Origin of the sequence: Aliarcobacter cibarius, from assembly GCF_013372265.1 — a bacterium.
GTDB lineage: Bacteria > Campylobacterota > Campylobacteria > Campylobacterales > Arcobacteraceae > Aliarcobacter > Aliarcobacter cibarius.
This window is the reverse complement of the sequence record NZ_CP054051.1, coordinates 651,608-669,393: the sequence shown is the minus strand read 5'-3', so window position 1 is coordinate 669,393 and position 17,786 is coordinate 651,608. Positions and strand designations below refer to the sequence as shown.

Annotated in this window: 20 protein-coding genes; 3 read left to right on the top strand and 17 right to left on the bottom strand. The window is 27.6% G+C overall.

Annotated elements, in window-relative coordinates; translation table 11 throughout:
• Window positions 1–57: 57 nt before the first annotated feature.
• The 13 genes from ACBT_RS03215 to ACBT_RS03155 all read right to left on the bottom strand — a co-directional run bounded on the left by ACBT_RS03215 (window position 58) and on the right by ACBT_RS03155 (window position 13,029).
• Window positions 58–2,055, bottom strand: a complete 1,998-nt coding sequence (locus tag ACBT_RS03215) for a tetratricopeptide repeat protein (protein ID WP_024775509.1) — start codon at window positions 2,053–2,055, stop codon at window positions 58–60.
• Window positions 2,056–2,067: 12 nt separating this feature from the next.
• Window positions 2,068–2,397, bottom strand: a complete 330-nt coding sequence (locus ACBT_RS03210) for a hypothetical protein (RefSeq protein ID WP_024775510.1) — start codon at window positions 2,395–2,397, stop codon at window positions 2,068–2,070.
• Window positions 2,398–2,456: 59 nt separating this feature from the next.
• Entirely contained in the window at window positions 2,457–4,574 is a 2,118-nt protein-coding gene (locus tag ACBT_RS03205; protein ID WP_024775511.1) for a flagellar hook-basal body complex protein, read from the bottom strand.
• 77 nt (window positions 4,575–4,651) lie between these two features.
• Window positions 4,652–6,130: a flagellar hook-basal body complex protein gene (locus ACBT_RS03200; RefSeq protein ID WP_024775512.1), complete on the bottom strand. Its 1,479-nt coding sequence runs from the start codon at window positions 6,128–6,130 to the stop codon at window positions 4,652–4,654.
• Window positions 6,131–6,138: 8 nt separating this feature from the next.
• The gene (locus tag ACBT_RS03195; protein WP_024775513.1) at window positions 6,139–6,825 is read right to left on the bottom strand and encodes a flagellar hook assembly protein FlgD; all 687 of its coding nucleotides are present in this window, start codon (window positions 6,823–6,825) and stop codon (window positions 6,139–6,141) included.
• Between the two features lie 11 nt (window positions 6,826–6,836).
• A complete protein-coding gene (locus ACBT_RS03190; RefSeq protein WP_024775514.1) occupies window positions 6,837–7,124 on the bottom strand; it encodes a FliM/FliN family flagellar motor switch protein in 288 nt (95 codons plus the stop codon).
• A gap of 57 nt (window positions 7,125–7,181) precedes the next feature.
• Window positions 7,182–7,841: a FliH/SctL family protein gene (locus ACBT_RS03185; RefSeq protein ID WP_024775515.1), complete on the bottom strand. Its 660-nt coding sequence runs from the start codon at window positions 7,839–7,841 to the stop codon at window positions 7,182–7,184.
• Window positions 7,841–8,845: a flagellar motor switch protein FliG gene (gene fliG, locus ACBT_RS03180; protein WP_024775516.1), complete on the bottom strand. Its 1,005-nt coding sequence runs from the start codon at window positions 8,843–8,845 to the stop codon at window positions 7,841–7,843. Before fliG ends, ACBT_RS03185 begins: the two co-directional genes overlap by 1 nt.
• Before the next feature lie 3 nt (window positions 8,846–8,848).
• A complete protein-coding gene (gene fliF, locus ACBT_RS03175) occupies window positions 8,849–10,594 on the bottom strand; it encodes a flagellar basal-body MS-ring/collar protein FliF (RefSeq protein WP_024775517.1) in 1,746 nt (581 codons plus the stop codon).
• A 17-nt stretch (window positions 10,595–10,611) separates the two neighbouring features.
• Window positions 10,612–11,016, bottom strand: a complete 405-nt coding sequence (gene flgB / locus ACBT_RS03170; RefSeq protein WP_024775518.1) for a flagellar basal body rod protein FlgB — start codon at window positions 11,014–11,016, stop codon at window positions 10,612–10,614.
• A complete protein-coding gene (locus tag ACBT_RS03165) occupies window positions 11,016–11,735 on the bottom strand; it encodes a flagellar hook-basal body protein (protein WP_024775519.1) in 720 nt (239 codons plus the stop codon). Before ACBT_RS03165 ends, flgB begins: the two co-directional genes overlap by 1 nt.
• Before the next feature lie 9 nt (window positions 11,736–11,744).
• Window positions 11,745–12,644: a hypothetical protein gene (locus ACBT_RS03160; RefSeq protein WP_024775520.1), complete on the bottom strand. Its 900-nt coding sequence runs from the start codon at window positions 12,642–12,644 to the stop codon at window positions 11,745–11,747.
• 13 nt (window positions 12,645–12,657) lie between these two features.
• Window positions 12,658–13,029, bottom strand: a complete 372-nt coding sequence (locus ACBT_RS03155) for a response regulator (RefSeq protein WP_024775521.1) — start codon at window positions 13,027–13,029, stop codon at window positions 12,658–12,660.
• A 164-nt stretch (window positions 13,030–13,193) separates the two neighbouring features.
• On the opposite strand from ACBT_RS03155, the gene flgG reads away from it, so the two are divergent.
• The 3 genes from flgG to ACBT_RS03140 are packed head-to-tail and all read left to right on the top strand — an operon-like array spanning window position 13,194 to window position 15,318.
• Window positions 13,194–13,982: a flagellar basal-body rod protein FlgG gene (gene flgG, locus ACBT_RS03150; RefSeq protein WP_024775522.1), complete on the top strand. Its 789-nt coding sequence runs from the start codon at window positions 13,194–13,196 to the stop codon at window positions 13,980–13,982.
• Between the two features lie 15 nt (window positions 13,983–13,997).
• A complete protein-coding gene (locus ACBT_RS03145; protein ID WP_024775523.1) occupies window positions 13,998–14,369 on the top strand; it encodes a hypothetical protein in 372 nt (123 codons plus the stop codon).
• A 7-nt stretch (window positions 14,370–14,376) separates the two neighbouring features.
• Window positions 14,377–15,318, top strand: coding sequence for a hypothetical protein (locus tag ACBT_RS03140; RefSeq protein ID WP_024775524.1), 942 nt, complete (start codon window positions 14,377–14,379; stop codon window positions 15,316–15,318).
• 10 nt (window positions 15,319–15,328) lie between these two features.
• Here ACBT_RS03140 and rimM read toward each other — a convergent pair whose 3' ends face one another.
• The 4 genes from rimM to ffh form a co-directional block, all read right to left on the bottom strand.
• On the bottom strand, window positions 15,329–15,856 hold the full coding sequence (rimM, locus tag ACBT_RS03135; RefSeq protein ID WP_024775525.1) for a ribosome maturation factor RimM: 528 nt from the start codon (window positions 15,854–15,856) through the stop codon (window positions 15,329–15,331).
• Window positions 15,857–16,096 carry a KH domain-containing protein gene (locus tag ACBT_RS03130; protein WP_024775526.1) on the bottom strand — a complete coding sequence of 80 codons (240 nt, stop codon included), beginning with the start codon at window positions 16,094–16,096 and terminating at the stop codon, window positions 15,857–15,859.
• A gap of 15 nt (window positions 16,097–16,111) precedes the next feature.
• The gene (rpsP, locus tag ACBT_RS03125) at window positions 16,112–16,339 is read right to left on the bottom strand and encodes a 30S ribosomal protein S16 (protein ID WP_024775527.1); all 228 of its coding nucleotides are present in this window, start codon (window positions 16,337–16,339) and stop codon (window positions 16,112–16,114) included.
• 77 nt (window positions 16,340–16,416) lie between these two features.
• Complete coding sequence (ffh, locus tag ACBT_RS03120; protein WP_024775528.1) at window positions 16,417–17,769, bottom strand: signal recognition particle protein; 1,353 nt, start codon at window positions 17,767–17,769, stop codon at window positions 16,417–16,419.
• Between the last annotated feature and the right edge of the window lie 17 nt (window positions 17,770–17,786).

The following is a 17,786-nucleotide window of genomic DNA, read 5'->3' as shown; positions in this document are numbered from 1 at the left end:
CTCCAAGTAACGATTGTAAATTATTATATCCAAAAATTATTAAATAAATTAGTTATTTTATAAAGATTCTAAGTACTCATCAAAACCAACTAATCTAAAATCTATTAAAGAATCTAAATATGGTTTATTTAAAAATTGTTTAGCACTAAAAATTTTCAAATCTTGAATTAATTGAATTGCAGTTAAAAAGTCTGCATCTTGATCATTCAATAAAGATTTTATAAGAGTTATTTGAATTGAAGCATCATTATATCTTCCAGCCTCTAATAGTGCAGCTACAATTAAATACATAGTATACTTATCTTCTAAATTATACTCATTTTGTAAATATTCTAATGTTTTAATTGTTTCATTTGGAAGGTTATAATGAAGATCTCTAATAGCTTTTGTTCTTAAATATGATGGAGATTTTCCACCAACTATTTTCATATCAGCTTTATTAAATATCCCTAAAGATTTTAAGATATCTACATAATATTTTGTAACAACTAATGGTCCTTCTAAAAAATAATTATTCAAAGTAAGTGGTATCGTATCTTGAAGCCTAGCATAATAATCAAAATCATTCTCTTTAGGTTTTCTTTGTACTAATCTTATTAAAAGAGTAAATGGATCTTTTATATATTCATTCAAAAGAGGATGTGATAATAAATTTTTTTTCTCATCCATAGCTTTTAAGAAATCTAAAGCTTGAAAAAATATAGTATTTTCAAAATTTTCTGCTTTATTTGTAAATACAAATTCTGAATTAACAAATTGCTTATAAATTTCTTTACCAAAATAATTATACATTCCACTATCAGATTTCATAGAATTTTCTATATATTCTCTGTCTTTTATAGTTGCATTTATCTTATTTGCTGAAACTAGATATAATGCTAAATACAATTTATTCCCAGGATTTAATTTATAAGCTTTTTCAAAATATTTGTAAGCATTATTATAATCATTTATTTGTGCATAAGAAAGTGCTAAATTATAATAAATATAAGATTTTGTATCATCTTTTAACATCTCTTTTAATTTTACAACTCTTAAAATAGGATCACCTTTTACTAGAGCTAAAAATTTTGCATTGTATTCAACCATTCCTTCTAAATTTAAGATATTATCTTTATCATTATAGATAAAACCTTTTATACTATCATAAATAATTTCTTGAGAATCGGAAAAAACAAAAGGAGCAAAATAAAAAAGAAAATCAACTTTTCTATTGCTATCAAAAGATAATACAGAATTTAGATATTCAGCTGATGTAAACTTGTTTTTATTAAAATACATCTCTAAAGGTAATTCTATATTTGCTTTAAACGTCAGTTTTCTATTATTAATTAAATCTAAAGTTTCTTTTAATTTATCCAGCCTATTTAACTTCAAATCAACAAAAGCACTTATCCATAAAATTTTATCAATAGTATTTGGATTTTGCGTTTTTTCTTTTGCTTGATTTAATAATAAAGATGCTTTTTCATAGTTCTTTAGTTTAATATTTAAAAGTGCTTTTTTAAGATCAACATTAAAATCTATTGTGCCTAGAACTTCCAATGCAGCTTCATAATCTTTCAAAATCACATAAGTATCTGCAAGCATTCTTTTTGAATTACTAGATAAATTTTTATCTTTTCTTGCAACTCTTACTATAGTATCTAGGTATTTATTATCTTTAGAAATAGAATAAAGATAATAACAAGCCGATAAATAAGAATAACTTTGATTTTTTGCGATACTCTCATTTTCATGGATTTTATTTAAATACAAAATTGCTTTATCTACTTGATTTAATTTAAAATAAGCAATTCCCATATTAAGATAAGAAGGAACTTCTAGAATTTTTGCCGTTTTTAAAAAAAGTCTTATAGCTTCTTCATACTCTTTTCTATTTAAATGAAGTACTGCTTTATTAAAATCAACTTGTAATGCTAAATTTTCTTGAGATTTTTTTAGTTTTTCGAATTGAAATAAAATCTCAGGCTGAGACTCTATTAAATCATTATTTGCATATAAAATATTTATTAATAAGAAAAAACTTAAAACTATTTTATATACAAATTTCATGATTATCTCAATTTAAACCATAACATTTACTTGAGCATATAACTCTTCATTTCTTTTTTCTAGTTCATCAACTCTATTTTTTAAATTTATATTTTCTATTCTTAATTCTTGAAGGTCATTTCTTGCAACTTCAAGATTTCCCTGACTGTTTTTTAAAGTATTTGCACTAATTTTTACTTGCTTTTCATATCTATCAATGATACTTTCTAATCTTGCCATATCTTCTTGAATTATATTTTTTTCTTCATTTACTTTTTTATACAAAGATTTATAAATACTTGCTGTTGAAAAAAAGTATAGTAACAATATACCCAATACTGATATTAATAAAAAATTCTCCAAAAATCTTTTCCTAAAATAATTTTTTAATAGAGGAATTTTTTCCTCTATTAATTTTTTAACTATCTTTTTAAGTTAATAAGTGTGTTTAATAACTCATCAGAAGTTGTAATAGATTTTGCATTTGCTTCAAATGCTCTTTGGAAAATCATAAGATTTACCAAGCTCTCACTTAAATCAGCATTTGATAGTTCTAAGGCTTTCCCTCTTACTTCTGCTGTTTTATTATTATTTATATTATAAATTGGATCTCCTGATTGAGTTGTTTTTCCATATAGATTATTACCTTCAGGATTTAATCCTCTATTATTATTAAATCTTGCAATTGCAACTTGTCCTATAGCAAATTCAGCTCCATCTTGTTTCATAGTTATAAGACCTGTATTATCTACTGAAAATTCACCAAAAGGAGAATCAGAGATATTTAAAGTATCAAGTCTTAATTGAATACTTCCTTTTGAAGCCATCTGATCTACTTTTGTAACTATTTCTAGAAACTCAGCACCAGCTCCCTCTCTTCCTGAGTAGTCTTTGTTTGCTTCAACTACTTTAGGAGTTGGTGCTGTAATTTCAAGGTTACCAGTAAATTCAACATCATAGTTATCATTTTTTGTTTGAATTACTAAATTCCCATTTACATTTCTAGCTTCAACATATTTATTCAATGTTGCATCAGCATTAAGCTTAGTAATAATATCTTCTAGAGTTAAAGTTGTTGCTGGTGCAGTTGGAACAACCTCTACGGGAGCAGCTACAGGTGGGTTTGCTCCAGTATTTGGAATTGGTAGATTTATTCCTAATTCTTTATCATAAATTGTTATTGAATATTCTAACTTTTCACTTGTCCCAATACCTAATTCACTTTGAGTATAAACATCTTGTTGTTTACCTGAAATTAGTTTTGATAATGCATCCTTTGATGTTTGAACTGCAGCTATACCTGAACCTTTTGTTGCTATTGCTGTTGATTGATAATTACCTTGTGCTATCTTTGTCCCACTTTGTTCTGCAACTTCTGTTATTTTAAACTCTTGTCCTGGAATCAAAGATTTTATTTGGATTATCCCTTTTAACATATCTTTATAATTTGTTGAGCTTTTATAGGCTGTATTTGTATTAAATGTTCCTATTTCTGCAGCATCTATTGCCATTGTAGCTTCTACAGGTAATCTATTTGATATTAAATCAGCTAATGCTTTATAAGTTTCTATTTTTCCTGCAGCTCTATCATAAGCTGCTATTTCTGCTGGAGTTAAATTTGAACCTGCTGGTGTTCCAGTTGTTGGGTCAACTAAACCTTCAGCAATTGCTGGAGCAGTACTAGTTCCATTATTAGTTAGTTGTTTCCAAAGATCTTCTCTAAATTGTTGTGTTGCATTTGTTACTATAAAATTTGTTGATATTGTTTGTCCATCTATTACTGCATAAATCCTATCTCCATCTTTTCCTATTATTGAATCCGTACCTGATTTAAAATCTATTTGTGATACTTGTGCCAATGAGTTTGCTGAGCTTGCATCTGGTTCTTCTTTTAATTTTTGCAGCCAATTATTATAATCTTTTATTGCATTCTCTATATCTGCAACTTTTGAAGATTTACTTTTTGCTCCATCTCCACTAAACACTGTTGTGGAATCAGATTTTGCTGTAAGGTTATAATCTGTTGCTTTTGCTGTTACAGTTTCTACATAAGTTCCATGTCTTATTATTTTTGAGCCAAGCATTTTATTATATATATTTGTAAAAACACTTGTATTTGGATTTGTACTAGTTACATCAGTAGAAGTATCTATTGGAGCCATTATCCAACCTTGTACTTCATTTCCCCCTGCATCTTGCAAAGTTCCATTATCACCCATTCTAAAGTTCCCAGCTCTTGTATAAAATGACTCTGCTGTTCCCAATGTATTTTTATTTACTACTGTAAAAAATCCATCCCCTTCTAGCATCATATCATACTCTACACCAGTTATTTTTGTATTCCCTTGAACATACAACTTCTCTGCATCTTGTACAATAGACCCTTTCCCTATTTTACTTTGATACATTTGATCTGCAAAAGAAATTCTTGACGATTTATAACCTACTGTATTTACGTTTGCTATATTATTAGATTCATTATCCAATGCTTTTTGATGTGAAGACAATCCTGAGATCCCTGTCCATAGTGCACCGATCATGGTATATCCTTTGTTTTAAGGTAAATGAACTTAAAGTTCATATCTTTATATTAAATTTTTAATACAAAAATATAAACTTACTTAATCATATTCATTGCTGTTTGTAAAAATTCATCTGATGTTGTAATTGATTTTGAATTTGCTTCAAAAGCTTTTTGATAAATCATTAACATACTTAAAGTATCACCCATATTCACATTTGCATTTTCCAAAAAATTTGATATAAGTTTATTTGTATTATCAGCATTTGTTGCTGGTCCAGATTCTTTTGTAGCTGAATAAAGATTATTCCCTTCAGCCTTTAAACCATCTTCATTTTTAAAATTTGCTGTTCCTATTTTCCCAACTAAAAATTTATTTCCTTCTATTCCAACAAAAACGAATCCATCATCACTTATAGTTATATCTCCCTTTGCATCTTTCACCAAAGTTTGTGCATCCAATCTTGTATTTATTCCACTAGCAGTAAATCCTAAATTTGCACCATATGATAAAATATTTGTAACTTCTAAAAATTTTGCATCAGCCCTTTCTAAAGCTTTTTTTAAAGCATCTCTTGATGACTCAATCATAGCTAAACCACTTCCTTGTTTTGCATCTTGAGCTTTTGTAGTGTTAACTTGACTTAGAGTATTATTATTATTTACTATTGCATCATAAACTTTAAACTCTTTTCCTGGAACTAATTTTTCTATTGTAAAAACACCTGTTGTGGCATCAACTATAGAAGAAAAACCCTCTAAATTTGAAACTTTATCAGAAAGTTTTTTTAGTGTTGTGGCTAAATCTGTATCAAAATTTTGTCTAACCACATTATTATCAATAGTAACACTTATAAAATCATTCTCGTTATTTAAATCGCTTAAAACATTTGAATAATCTATTTTAGATATTTGATTTGTTGAAGGAGTTGATGTTGCATTAGGGCTTGTTTGAAAAAGCTTTAGTTTTTGATTATAATCAGATAAAGTCGCTTCAACATCACTTATTTTTGTTCCAGATGTTTTATAGTTATCTCCACTTTGTGCCATTAAATCACTTTGTGCACTATTGATATAATTTGTCGCTCTAGCATTGATATTATAAGCCGTAGTATTAGAATTAACAGTTATTGAGCTAAGATTTTTAATATAATCATCTGTAAAAATATTTTCAGCTGGGTTAGAAGAAATTACTCTTTTTTGTTGAGGAATAAGCCCCATAACATTTAAATTATCCTGAGTTTTTAAAAAACCATCTTCTGCCTGAATAAAATTTCCCGCTCTTGTGTAAAAATTTTGTCCAGATTTATCTTGTACAATAAAAAAACCTTTTCCGTCTATTGCAACATCAATATTTGAATTCGTAGGTCGAATATTTCCTTGTTCAAAATCTTTTGATATACTTTGTGTGTTTACACCTTTTCCATAATCATAAGAGTATAAAATATCTTCAAAAGTTATAGAGTCTCTTTTATGCCCAACAGTACTTATATTTGCAGCATTATTAGATTCAACGGATATACCCTTATCGTAAGCAATAATTCCAGACATTCCATTCCAAAGAGCACCTATCATTTAAATTCCTAAAAAATCTTAGTAATTGAAGAAAATGGAATTTGCTCTGTAGCATCAGAATAAACTGGCATAGATTGTCCACTTAATTTAAAATCATGAGTTGAAACTTCATTACCATCTTCATCTAATATCACAAGTTTTCCTTCTTTTACAAGAGGTGTTCCTGGATCAGATAAAGCTACTTTTTGACCTGTTTTCTTACCTTCGTCATTATAAATATATCCAGATGCATCATAATTCACCATCTTAGTTTTTGATGAATCAGATGGATCTGGAATTGTTACAACTTGTTCTAAATATAACATTCTTTGAACAGTAGCTTTTATATCACCCTCAATATTTTCAATACTTCTTACAATAAATGCCTTATTTGTAACTCCATCTTCTGCTACAGTTCCATTTTCAACATGCTTTCCTATAACTCCAGTTGCCGTTGATATTGAAGATTGAGTAAAAGCTTTTTGAATTGATTCAAGAGTTTTCACCATACTCATATTCGAATTTAATGTTGACATTTGCATTTGAGTTTCAAGCATTCTTGCAGAATCCATAGGTTTTGTTGGATCTTGAAGCTTAAGTTCTTGAATCATCAATTTTAAAAAATCATTTGTAGAAAGAGAGTCATTGCTTACACTTGACGTATATGTACTACCATCAATTCCAGTATTTGTGCTTACACCACTAATTTCAGCCATTTTAATCCTCCTTAAATCATATGTTCTTCAAAGAAATATCGAACAACATTATCTGAATCCATAGCATCTTGAACTCTAACTGCTAATTTGTCATCCATTACTATAATGTCACCAGTTCCAATAATTCTTGAATTAACATAAATCTCACCACCTGAACCACCTGGCTTATGTAGTGAAACTATATCACCTTCTGTTAGCTTAATAAATTCTCCAATACTTATATTTGTACTTCCTAGCATAACATCTACAACTATTTCGGTATCTACAAGTAAATCATAATCTCTTTCACTAATTTCCATTTAAACTCTTTTTAACATTTGTTAAATTATATCATAATTTTCGTTATTAAGTAATATTTATATTACTAAATCTAAGGTTTCAAGCATTGAAGAAACTTTAGATTCTATGCTTCCATCAAAATTACCTAAATCACTTGCAATTACCACTCCACCTGCAACAACATTTGGATCTTTTAACAATTCAATAAACGATTCTAAATTTAATTCATTTTTTAAAATTTCATAATCTTTCGGATTTAAATGTATTTGTACTTTAGACGCTGCTTTTATTTTTTCTAATAAAAATATTATTGTCTGCTTTGCTATTTTTGCTGAATTTTCTCCAACTTCTATAGAAATTATCTTCTGTGCTAATGCGATAGAAGTCTTTAATAATTTAGTTTCCATTTGAAAAGTTGCTTGTTCAAAAAAAGCAGCATACTGTTTTAAATCTTTTATTGCTTGGACAACCTGGGCATCTATATCTTTACCTTTTATACCATCATTTTCAATACTTATAACTTTTTCTGAAATTTGATTTAACTTTTCATTTATATTTCTTATTTCTAATAAAACTGGATCAACTCTTCCATTTATATTTTTATCATTTAAAATTGTATTTGAATTTTCTACAATACTTGATTCAATACCATTACTTACAAATGTTCCCAACTCAAATTTTTGTATATTTTCTTCATTATTTATAACTTTTGCATTTGAGTAAACATTATCAGCCATTAGTTGCTCTCTCTTTCAATAATACCTTCTTCTATCATCTTTTGTGCAATATCAAGCATTTTTCTTTGAGCAGCTTCTATGTCCTTAATTTTCACTTTTGTTAACATCTCACTTTCTTCTAAAAATCTCTCTTTTACTCTTTGACTCATAGCACTTGTAACTTTTTCTATTTGTTCTTCTGTTGTATTTTTCATTGCAATTGCAACTTCAGTAGATTCAACACCTTGTAATATTTTCATAATATATTCAGCATCTAAATTCAATAAATCTTCAAATACAAACATATTATCTTTAATCTTTGTTGCAAGTACAGTATCAATACCATTTATATTTTTTAGTATATCTTGTGCTTTTGGTCCCATCTTATTTAACATATCAGCAACAACTCTTACACCACCAACATCAACAATTGAAGATAATAAAGACTCTAGTTTCTTTTCTAAAACAGATGAAATTGTTCTTACAACATCAGGTGAAACGTCCTTTATTGTAGCAACTTGAATTGTAACTTTTACTCTTACTTCTTCATCTAATTGCATTAAAACTTCAGATGCTTTTGAAGGATCCATATGAGCTAAAATAACAGCTATTGTATGTGGAGATTCATCTTTTATAAAATCACTAAGCTGTTTTGGATTTATTCCATCAAGATATGCAAAAGCTTGAGAAGCTAATTTCATTCTTGAAAGTTTTGCTAGGACCTCATCCGCTTCTTCTTTTCCTAAAGATTTATATAAAATATCTTTTGCAAAATCATATCCACCAGAACTAATAAAACTTTTACTTCTAGTATAAAGATGAAACTCTTCTAAAACAGCTAATGAAACATCTTTATTTATAGATGAAATTTGAGTAATTGCTGTTGATATAGCTTCAACTAACTCTTTTGGTAGATGTTGAAAAATTTTTACAGTTGAATCTTCACCTATTAAAACAAAGAATCTTGCAACTTTTTCCATCATTGACATTCCTCTTAGAATGTCATCTTCAAGTACTCTCGTCATTTTCTACCTTTTTCTGAAGTTATTGTTTCCTTCAGTTAATAGCAACTCTATCATTCTTGCTACTTCTGCTGGATTATTATTTATTTCTTTGTCTAATTCTTCGATAAATACTTCATACTTAGCTGCAGATTCTTCATCAAGACCATCAATATTATTTAATATTTGACTTTTTACTTTTGATTTAAGTCTACCTTGAGCACTACTTATTTCAAATTCCTGTTCTAAATTTGAAAGCATATCATCAATAAGTCCATCATCATTACCTGATTGCTTTTTAGAACCTTTTCCTTTAGAATTTGTAACTCCATCTCCCAAAACAACTATTTCATTTGAAGCTATAAATTTTTTGTAGAATATAAATAGCAATATTGCTGCTATTAGATATTGAATATAATCTCCAAACTCTTGCAAAAATGCTTTTATTTGACTTAAAGTATCAACAGATTCACTGTCTTTAACAACAACATTACCATTTTCATCAATTACTTGTTCAACTTGTTCTAAAGGTTTAACTCCAATAAATTTGAAATCTTTAACAGTAACTTGATCTCCTCTAGCTTGATCGTATCCAATTGTATTTTGAACTATTGATTCAAGAGAAGCTATAAATTCATCTTTATTTGGGATATCTTTTAAAACACTAGAATCAAATGTAACAGCAGCAGTAATTCTTTTTATATTTGTATAATTGTAATCTTTTTGAGATACAAATTTTCTAGATATCTCATAGTTCGTTACAGTATTTGTACCTTCTGTATTTGAAGCAATATTTGAACCACCATTTGCATTTGCTGGTTCTTGAATATTATTATCAACTCCAGCTACTCCACCTGAATTATTTGGCATTCCTTGTGCTGAACTATTATTCTCTATTACTTGTTGAGATCTTATAGTTCCCTCTGGATTATAAATCTCTTCTTCAATATCTTTTTTAATAAAATCTAAAGATAAAGTAACTTTAGCAACAACTCTTCCAACACCTACAAATGGTTCAAGTAATGCTACTATTTTTTTAGAGTAATCCTCTTCTAATGTATCTTTATATTTTGTTTGAGTTATTGATTTTTGGTTATTTTCATCTTCATTAGAAAGTTCAAGTAAACTTCCATCTTGATCTATTAACTGAATATTTTCTTGCTTTAAATCAGGAACTGCTGATGCTATAAAATTTTTAATACCATCTATTTGTTTTTGTGTTAAAAAAATACCTGGTTTAATTGATAAAATAGCAGAAGCTGTAGTTAAACCTTTTTTTTCTGTAAATATAGTATCTTTTGGTATGGCTATCTTAACACTTGCTTTTAATACACCATTTAAAGCTTCTAATGAACGACTAAGTTCGCCTTCTAAAGCTCTTAAATATTTTACTTTATTTTCAAAATTAGTAGTTCCCAATGATGATTTTTCAAAGATTTCCCAGCCTACATGTTTACTTGTTGCTGCTTCACTTGTAACTAATTTTATTTTTGCAATATTTACAAATTCTTTTGAAGTTTTAAGAGTTAAATTATTTCCTGTTCCTATAACAGAAAATTGTATCCCTGCTGCTTCAAGTTCTTCACTTGCCAACATAACTTGAGATTTTGTAAGATTAGAAGCTATTGTATAATTTAGCTTTTTATCCTCAGCTTTAATATTTGAATATACTAAGAAACCAACTAATACTATAAATAATAAAGAGACTCCTCCAATTATTACTGCTCTTTGAGCTGTATTTAAATTATTTACAAACTTTAAAAGTTGATCCATAAATACCCTATATTAAATTAAATTTTTGAAGATGAATCAATCATATTTCTAAATAATCTTGAATCTCTTTTGATTGCTGTTTGAATTGCATCAAGTATAACTTTATTTTTAGATTGCTCACTTATTTGTGAGTCTAAATTTACATTATTTCCATCATTCTGTTCTTGTAAACCTTTTACTTCAACTAATCTTGGATTCGATAATCTTGAATTAATATCAATATTATTCATATGCATTCTATTTGTTTGATTCATTTGTAAAGAGTTTTTCATAGCTAAATTTAATTCATCATCAAAAACCAACTCTTTTGTTTTATAATCAGGAGTATTTACATTCGCAATATTACTAGATATTACTTTTTGTCTTTCAGCTCTAAAATTTAATTGCTCAAAAAGAGTACCCGATATTTTACTTGCGTTCATTATCTAGTATTTCCTCCAATTTTATCTATAAGTCCAGCATTTATCTCGTCTATACTTTTCATAGCTCTTTGTGATTGATCAAATCTTCTATGAGCATCTATTAATTCAACCATAGCTGAAACAGAATTAACATTTGAACTCTCAACTGCTCCTTGAACAATCATATTATCATTATTTTCAATTACTTCCAACTCATTTTGATTTTTTGGCATATAAGTATTATTACCTATTTTATCAAGATTTGTATATGGTGTTCTTGTAACACCTATTTGAGCAACAAAACCATCTTCAATTACAATTGGTTCATTATCTTGGTTTAACACGTTATTTCCATTACTATCAACCAAAAATCCATCTAAATTTTTAAATGCACCATCTCTTGTATATACTATATCACCTTTTTCATTTTGAATTTTAAAAAATGTATCAGGATCGTTTAATGCAAAATCCAAATTGTTTCCAGTCATTATAATAGGTCCCATTTCACCATTTATATATCTGGAATCAATTTTTGGAATATTATTTGTTACAACATTTACCTTTGTTGGGTTTTCATTTGACTCTTGTGCTCTTTTTAAATAATAATTAAAAGTTGTTTCTGTAGTCCCCTCTTGTTTAAAACCGTAAGTATTCGTATTAGCTAAATTATTACTTATTTGATCTAATCTATTTATTTGATTAATCATTGAAGCTGCTAATGGATAAACCCCTTGATTCATAAACCTCTCCTAACTATTTTTTGAAAATTCTTCTATTAATTTATCTAAATCATCTCCAGCTAAATCATCATTATTATCACCATGGATATGTTTAGCAACAGGTGTAAACTTTGTATTTTCTCCATCTTCAAAAAGATTGTTTAAATATAGAGATAATTTTCTGATTACAAACATAACTCTCTCTATTTTTTGTCTGTTTATATCATTAAACTGCATTAACTCCATAGCTTGGAATATAGAGTTATCTTCATCATTTAATACATTTTTTAAATTTCCAATTGATTCATTTATCTTATTCATATTTTCTAAATGTTCAGAAAAGACTTTAATATTAGGAAACTTTTTACTCAAACTATTTAATAAAGATGCCTGTGATTCTAAATAATTTTCGCACTCTTTAAAATTATTTCTAACTACATTATTGTTATCTAAAGCTAAACTTAATACATCGAATATCTTTGAAACTTTTTCTTCAGAATCATTTGCTACTTGAGTTAACTGACTCACTACTTTAGTATCACTATGCGCAGGAGTTGGAATAATTCCTTCTTTTATCTTAGATGATGTCCAATTTTTCACAATATCATCCTCGCTTATTTGATTCTTTTGCTCAGAAAAATCTTCATATTTTATATTTTCTTGAAAATCTTCTTTTACATCTTCTTCATTTTCAAAAACAGACGATGACTCAATATCTTTTAAAAGATTCTCTATTTCATCTGTATTAGTTAATACTCTATTATCTTCATTAGCAGCATCAATATCTTTTGTCTGAGAAATTAATTCTTCAATCTCTTTTGTGTCAACTTTTATAGGTTCTTCAATCTCTACTGCCTCAGGTTCAGATTTATCTTCAACGATATCTAAACCATTCATTAAAGCTTCGATTTCTTCTTGACTCATACTCATAATAAAACCTTATTTATTTTTTTAAAACTCCATCAAGCTTTTCTTTTAGAACTTCTGCACTAAACGGTTTAACTATATAGTTATTAACTCCCGATTTTAAAGCAGTTATAACCTCATTTTTTCCACCTTCAGTTGTAATCATAATAATCGGAGTTTTCTGATGTGTTCCCTCACTTCTTATTTTTTTTACAAGCTCAAGTCCATTCATATTTGGCATATTCCAATCTGTTAAAATAACATCATAATGAGCTTCAGTAAGAAGTTTCCAAGCTTTTACACCATCTTCAGCTTCATCAAAATTATCTTTTCCAAATCCTAATTGCATAACTACATTTCCGATAATTCTTCTCATTGTAGAGCTATCATCAACTATTAGAATCTTCATTCTTTTTTTCCTCTATTTTGTAAGTGTATAATTTTCAATAATTATGCATTATATAGAATTTGTTTTAAATTTTTACTTAATATTATTTAAAATAATTTATCACTTTATCAACTTTTAAACATTGCTGAAATATAATTAAAGATACGTAATTAAAAGGATTTTCTATGATTAGAGGATTATACACAGCAGCAACGGGAATGAACTCTATGCAACATCAAATTGATGTTACATCTAACAATATTGCAAATGTTAATACAACAGGCTTTAAACAAGATAGAGCAGAGTTTCAAGACTTGATGTATGAGAGTTTGAACTATACAGCAGGACAAACTACTCAAACTACATTAAATCCTACTGGAATCGATGTTGGTCTGGGAGTAAGAATTTCAAATATCCAGAAAAACTTTACTGAAGGGGATATGAAACTTACTTCAAATCCACTTGATGTTGCTATACAAGGAAAAGGATTTTTTCAAATAACTCTTCCTAGTGGTGAGGTTGCTTATTCAAGAAATGGTAATTTTAAACTAAATGCTGATGGATCTATTGTAAATGGAAATGGTTACACTTTATCTCCTGAAATTGTTGTTCCAGATAATACTAGAGATTTAACAATAGGAAAAGACGGTCTTGTAACAGCAACTGATGCACAAACTGGTGATACAGTTGAGTTGGGTCAAATTACTTTAGCAGATTTTATAAATCCAGCAGGTTTAATTCCTCTTGGAGAATCACTTTTTATGCAAAGTGATGCATCTGGAGAGGTACTTGAAGGAGATCCAACAACAGAACAATTTGGAAGCCTTCAACAAGGTATGATAGAATTATCAAATGTTAAACTAGTAAATGAAATGGTTGATTTAATTACTGCTCAAAGAGCTTATGAAGCAAATTCTAAAGCAATTACTACAGCTGATAATATGCTAGATATTGTAAATAGACTTAAAAATTAATTTTAATTTATTAAAATGAATTTAGAAGAGTTAAAAAAAAGACGAGAACAAAACTTTCTAGCTCATAAGCAAAAAAAGAAGGCTTATTATCAAAAGAGTAAAATAAAAAAGCAAGTATATGATTATCAAGCAGAATTTGAAAATGGTGATTTTTTAATTAAAATTAAAGAAATAGCTCATAAACAAAAAGAGTATGTTGATAAAAGAAAAGAATCAATAGTACAAAAAATCGAAAAGTACAAAGAAGATAAAAAAGAGTATTACGAGCAAAACAAAGAAAAAAGATTAAGATATGATAAAGAATATAGAGAGAAAAAAAAAGAAGAGTTAAAAGCTTATAGACAAGAATATTATCAGAGAATAAAAAAAATAAAGCAAACAAAGTGAGTAGAATATGGCACAAGAAAATGAAGAGATAAAGGTAGCTGAACAAGAGATTATATCTCCAAATAAGAAATTTAAAAAACCTTCTTTAAAAGTTATTCTTATTTCAGTAATTGCTTTATTAGTTTTACTACTAGTTATAGGTATTTCTTTAATAATTTTAACACCAAAAGAAGAAGTTGTAGTTGAGGCTCCTATTCAAGAAACAAATTTAGCTACAAAAGAAGAAACAATTCCAGAACAGAGTGAGCCAGAAGTTAAATTTGATTTAAGTAGTATAAATTCTCAAAAATTAAATGAACAACTAGAAGCTTTAACAAATAAGCATATTGTAAATGAAAGTTATAATATAGTTGAAAATGAAGAAACAAGGAGAATTCTTGAAGAACAAAAAAGAATAGAAGAAGAGTCACTTAAAATTGAAGAAGCAATGGTTTTAAAGCAAAAAGAATCTTTAGAAGAAAAGAAAATTGAATTAGAAATAGAAATGAAGAAACTTGAAGCATTGAAAGAAGAAGCACTACTTGCAAAAGAAGAATTGTTAAAAGCTCAAAATACAAATCTTACTCCTGATAAAATTTTTAAAGAAGAAGATAATAGAATAGAAAATAAGCAAGATGAAAAACAAATTGAAAATATAACTCAAAACAAAGAAGTTATAGAAGATGAAACAAAAGCTACAAATAGCAGTGATACAGCATTTTTAAAATTGATAAATGTAGCTAAAATAAAAGGGACTTTGTATAAAAAATATTTAGACAAAGCTACGAATATTAATCCTAATATTCATCTTTGTAGAGATGATTTAAATAGAATTGAATTATATTACGGTCCATTTGAAAATAATGAAACAAGAGAAGAATTATTAAATAAACTTATTAAAAATGGTTTTTCACAAGCATATGAACTTGAAATGACTAAAGAAGAGTTTAATAAACGATGTAATTACTAAATAGAAAATATTAAGAATTTTCTAAAATATCAAAAGAATTTTTTACAAATATTTTCTTATTTTCAATATCAACTTTATCTATAAAATCACCAAATATATGCGGTATTAAGAAGTTTTTTGGGAGTTTTCTTTCTACAAGATTAAAATCTGTCTCAACTTCAAGATAATCATTTAGTGGATACCTATGAATATCTTTTACTTTTCCTAATTTTAAATCATCTTCAAAAACTTCACAAGAAATTAAATCAAACCAAAAAAATTCATTCTCTTTTAATTTACAATATTCTTTAGTAGCTTCTTCAGTTGTAAAAAGTTCACTATTTGTAAGTTTTTTTGCTAAATCTACATCTTCATAATCCTCGAACTTTATTAAATCTTTATTTAAATTACACTCAAGAACTTTTAAAATCAAATTTCTATTTGTAGTAAAAATAGCACCTTTTTTAAATTGCTCAGGAAAATCAGAGTCAATAAAAAGTCTTAAATGACCTTGAAGACCTACTGCTTTTCCTAGCTTTGCAACATAAACTTTATTCATCTACTTTGTAACTACTTGTATTTTATAAGATATTCCATCTTTAGCTTTACATCCATTTGCTATTGTCTTAAGAGCATTTATCATATTTCCATTTTTTCCAATAAGTTTTCCAATATCAACACTATTTACACTTATTGTAATTTCAACAAAATTTTCATCTATTTGCTCTTTTGTAACAACAACATCTTCTGGTACTGCAACAATTAGTTTTGCATAGTTTTGTATAAAATTTATTATCATATTTAATCTAAAATATTATCTTGAAGCTAATTTTTTAACTTTTTCTGATGGTTTAGCACCAACACTTAACCAATAGTTATATCTATCTTCATCAATTTTTAGAACTTGTGGCTCAACAACTGGGTTAAAGTAACCAATTGATTCAATCCATCCTGAATCTCTTCTTTTTCTTGAATCTGTTACAACTATTCTATAAAATGGTTTTTTATTTCTTCCCATTCTTGTTAATCTAATCACTGTCATGTTTTCTTTCCTTTTTTTAATTTATAGTATTGAATTCTAAACTCCAATAAGTTTACAGCTCAATACTATTTTTATTGTTATCTTGGAATTTTTGGCATTCCATTTGGTCCCATTTGAGACAACATATTTTGTAAACCTTTCATTCCACCTTTACTTGAAAGTTGTTTAGCCATTTTCGAAGCATTTTTAAACTGCTTTAATATTTTATTTACTTGAACTTCACTAAGCCCTGACCCCATAGATATTCTTTTTTTTCTACTAGGATTTAGTAAATCTGGATTTTCTCTTTCTTTTGGTGTCATAGAACTAATAAGTGCTTTTATTCTAATAATTTCCTTTGAGTTCTCGAAATCCATATCTTTTAAAGCTGGTGCCATAGCAGACATACCAGGTATCATTCCAATAATTGATTTTAAGCTTCCTAATTTACTCATCATTGATAGTTGTTCTAAGAAGTCATTAAAATTAAACTCACCTTTTTTAATCTTTTTACTAACTTCTTTTGCTTTTTTCTCATCAATTATATTTGCAGTTTTTTCAGCAAGGCCTGCAATATCTCCAAGACCCAAAAGTCTAGAAACAATTCTATCAGGAATAAAAACTTCTAGATCAGGCATTTTTTCACCAATACCTATAAATCTAAGAGGAACATTTACTTGATCTGCGATACTTAAAGCAACTCCACCTTTTGTATCACCATCATATTTTGATAGAATAACTCCATCTATTCCAATTTTTTCTTTAAATGTTGTCGCAGTTTTTGTAGCATCATGACCTGTTAAAGCATCTGCAACATAAAAAATTTCATTTGGATTAATAGCATTTTTTATATCTTTTAATTGAAGCATTAACTCTTCATCAATTGCAAGTCTTCCAGCAGTATCTACTAAAAGTACATCATATAACTCTCTTGTAGCTTTTTGTTTAGCAGCAAGAGCAATTTTAATAGGATCTTTTTCATTATCATCAAAATAGATATCAACATCAATTTGTTTAGCAATCTGTTTTAACTGTTCAACTGCTGCAAGTCTTTGTAAATCACAAGCTGCAACTAAAACTTTTTTCTTTCTTGTTTTTAAATAGTTTGCCAATTTTCCAGTTGTTGTTGTTTTACCACTTCCTTGAAGTCCTGTCATTAAAACAACTGTAGGAGGAGTAGAAGAAAATACAAATCCTTGATTTCCATTAGCAGTTAAAACTTTTTCTAGTTCTTGTTTTAACACTTTTATGAAATTATCTTGACCAATTCCAATTTTTTTAGTTTCTAATTCAATAGCATTTAATAGGTCTTTAGTAGTTTTATGATGAACATCTGCTTTTAAGAAAGCTTTTTTTAGTTCACTTATAGCTCTGCTAAGTGATGCAACATCATCTTGATGTCTAATTTTTCCTATTATTCCTCTAAGCGAGCCCGTTATTGAATCAAACAAGATACTTCTCCATATTT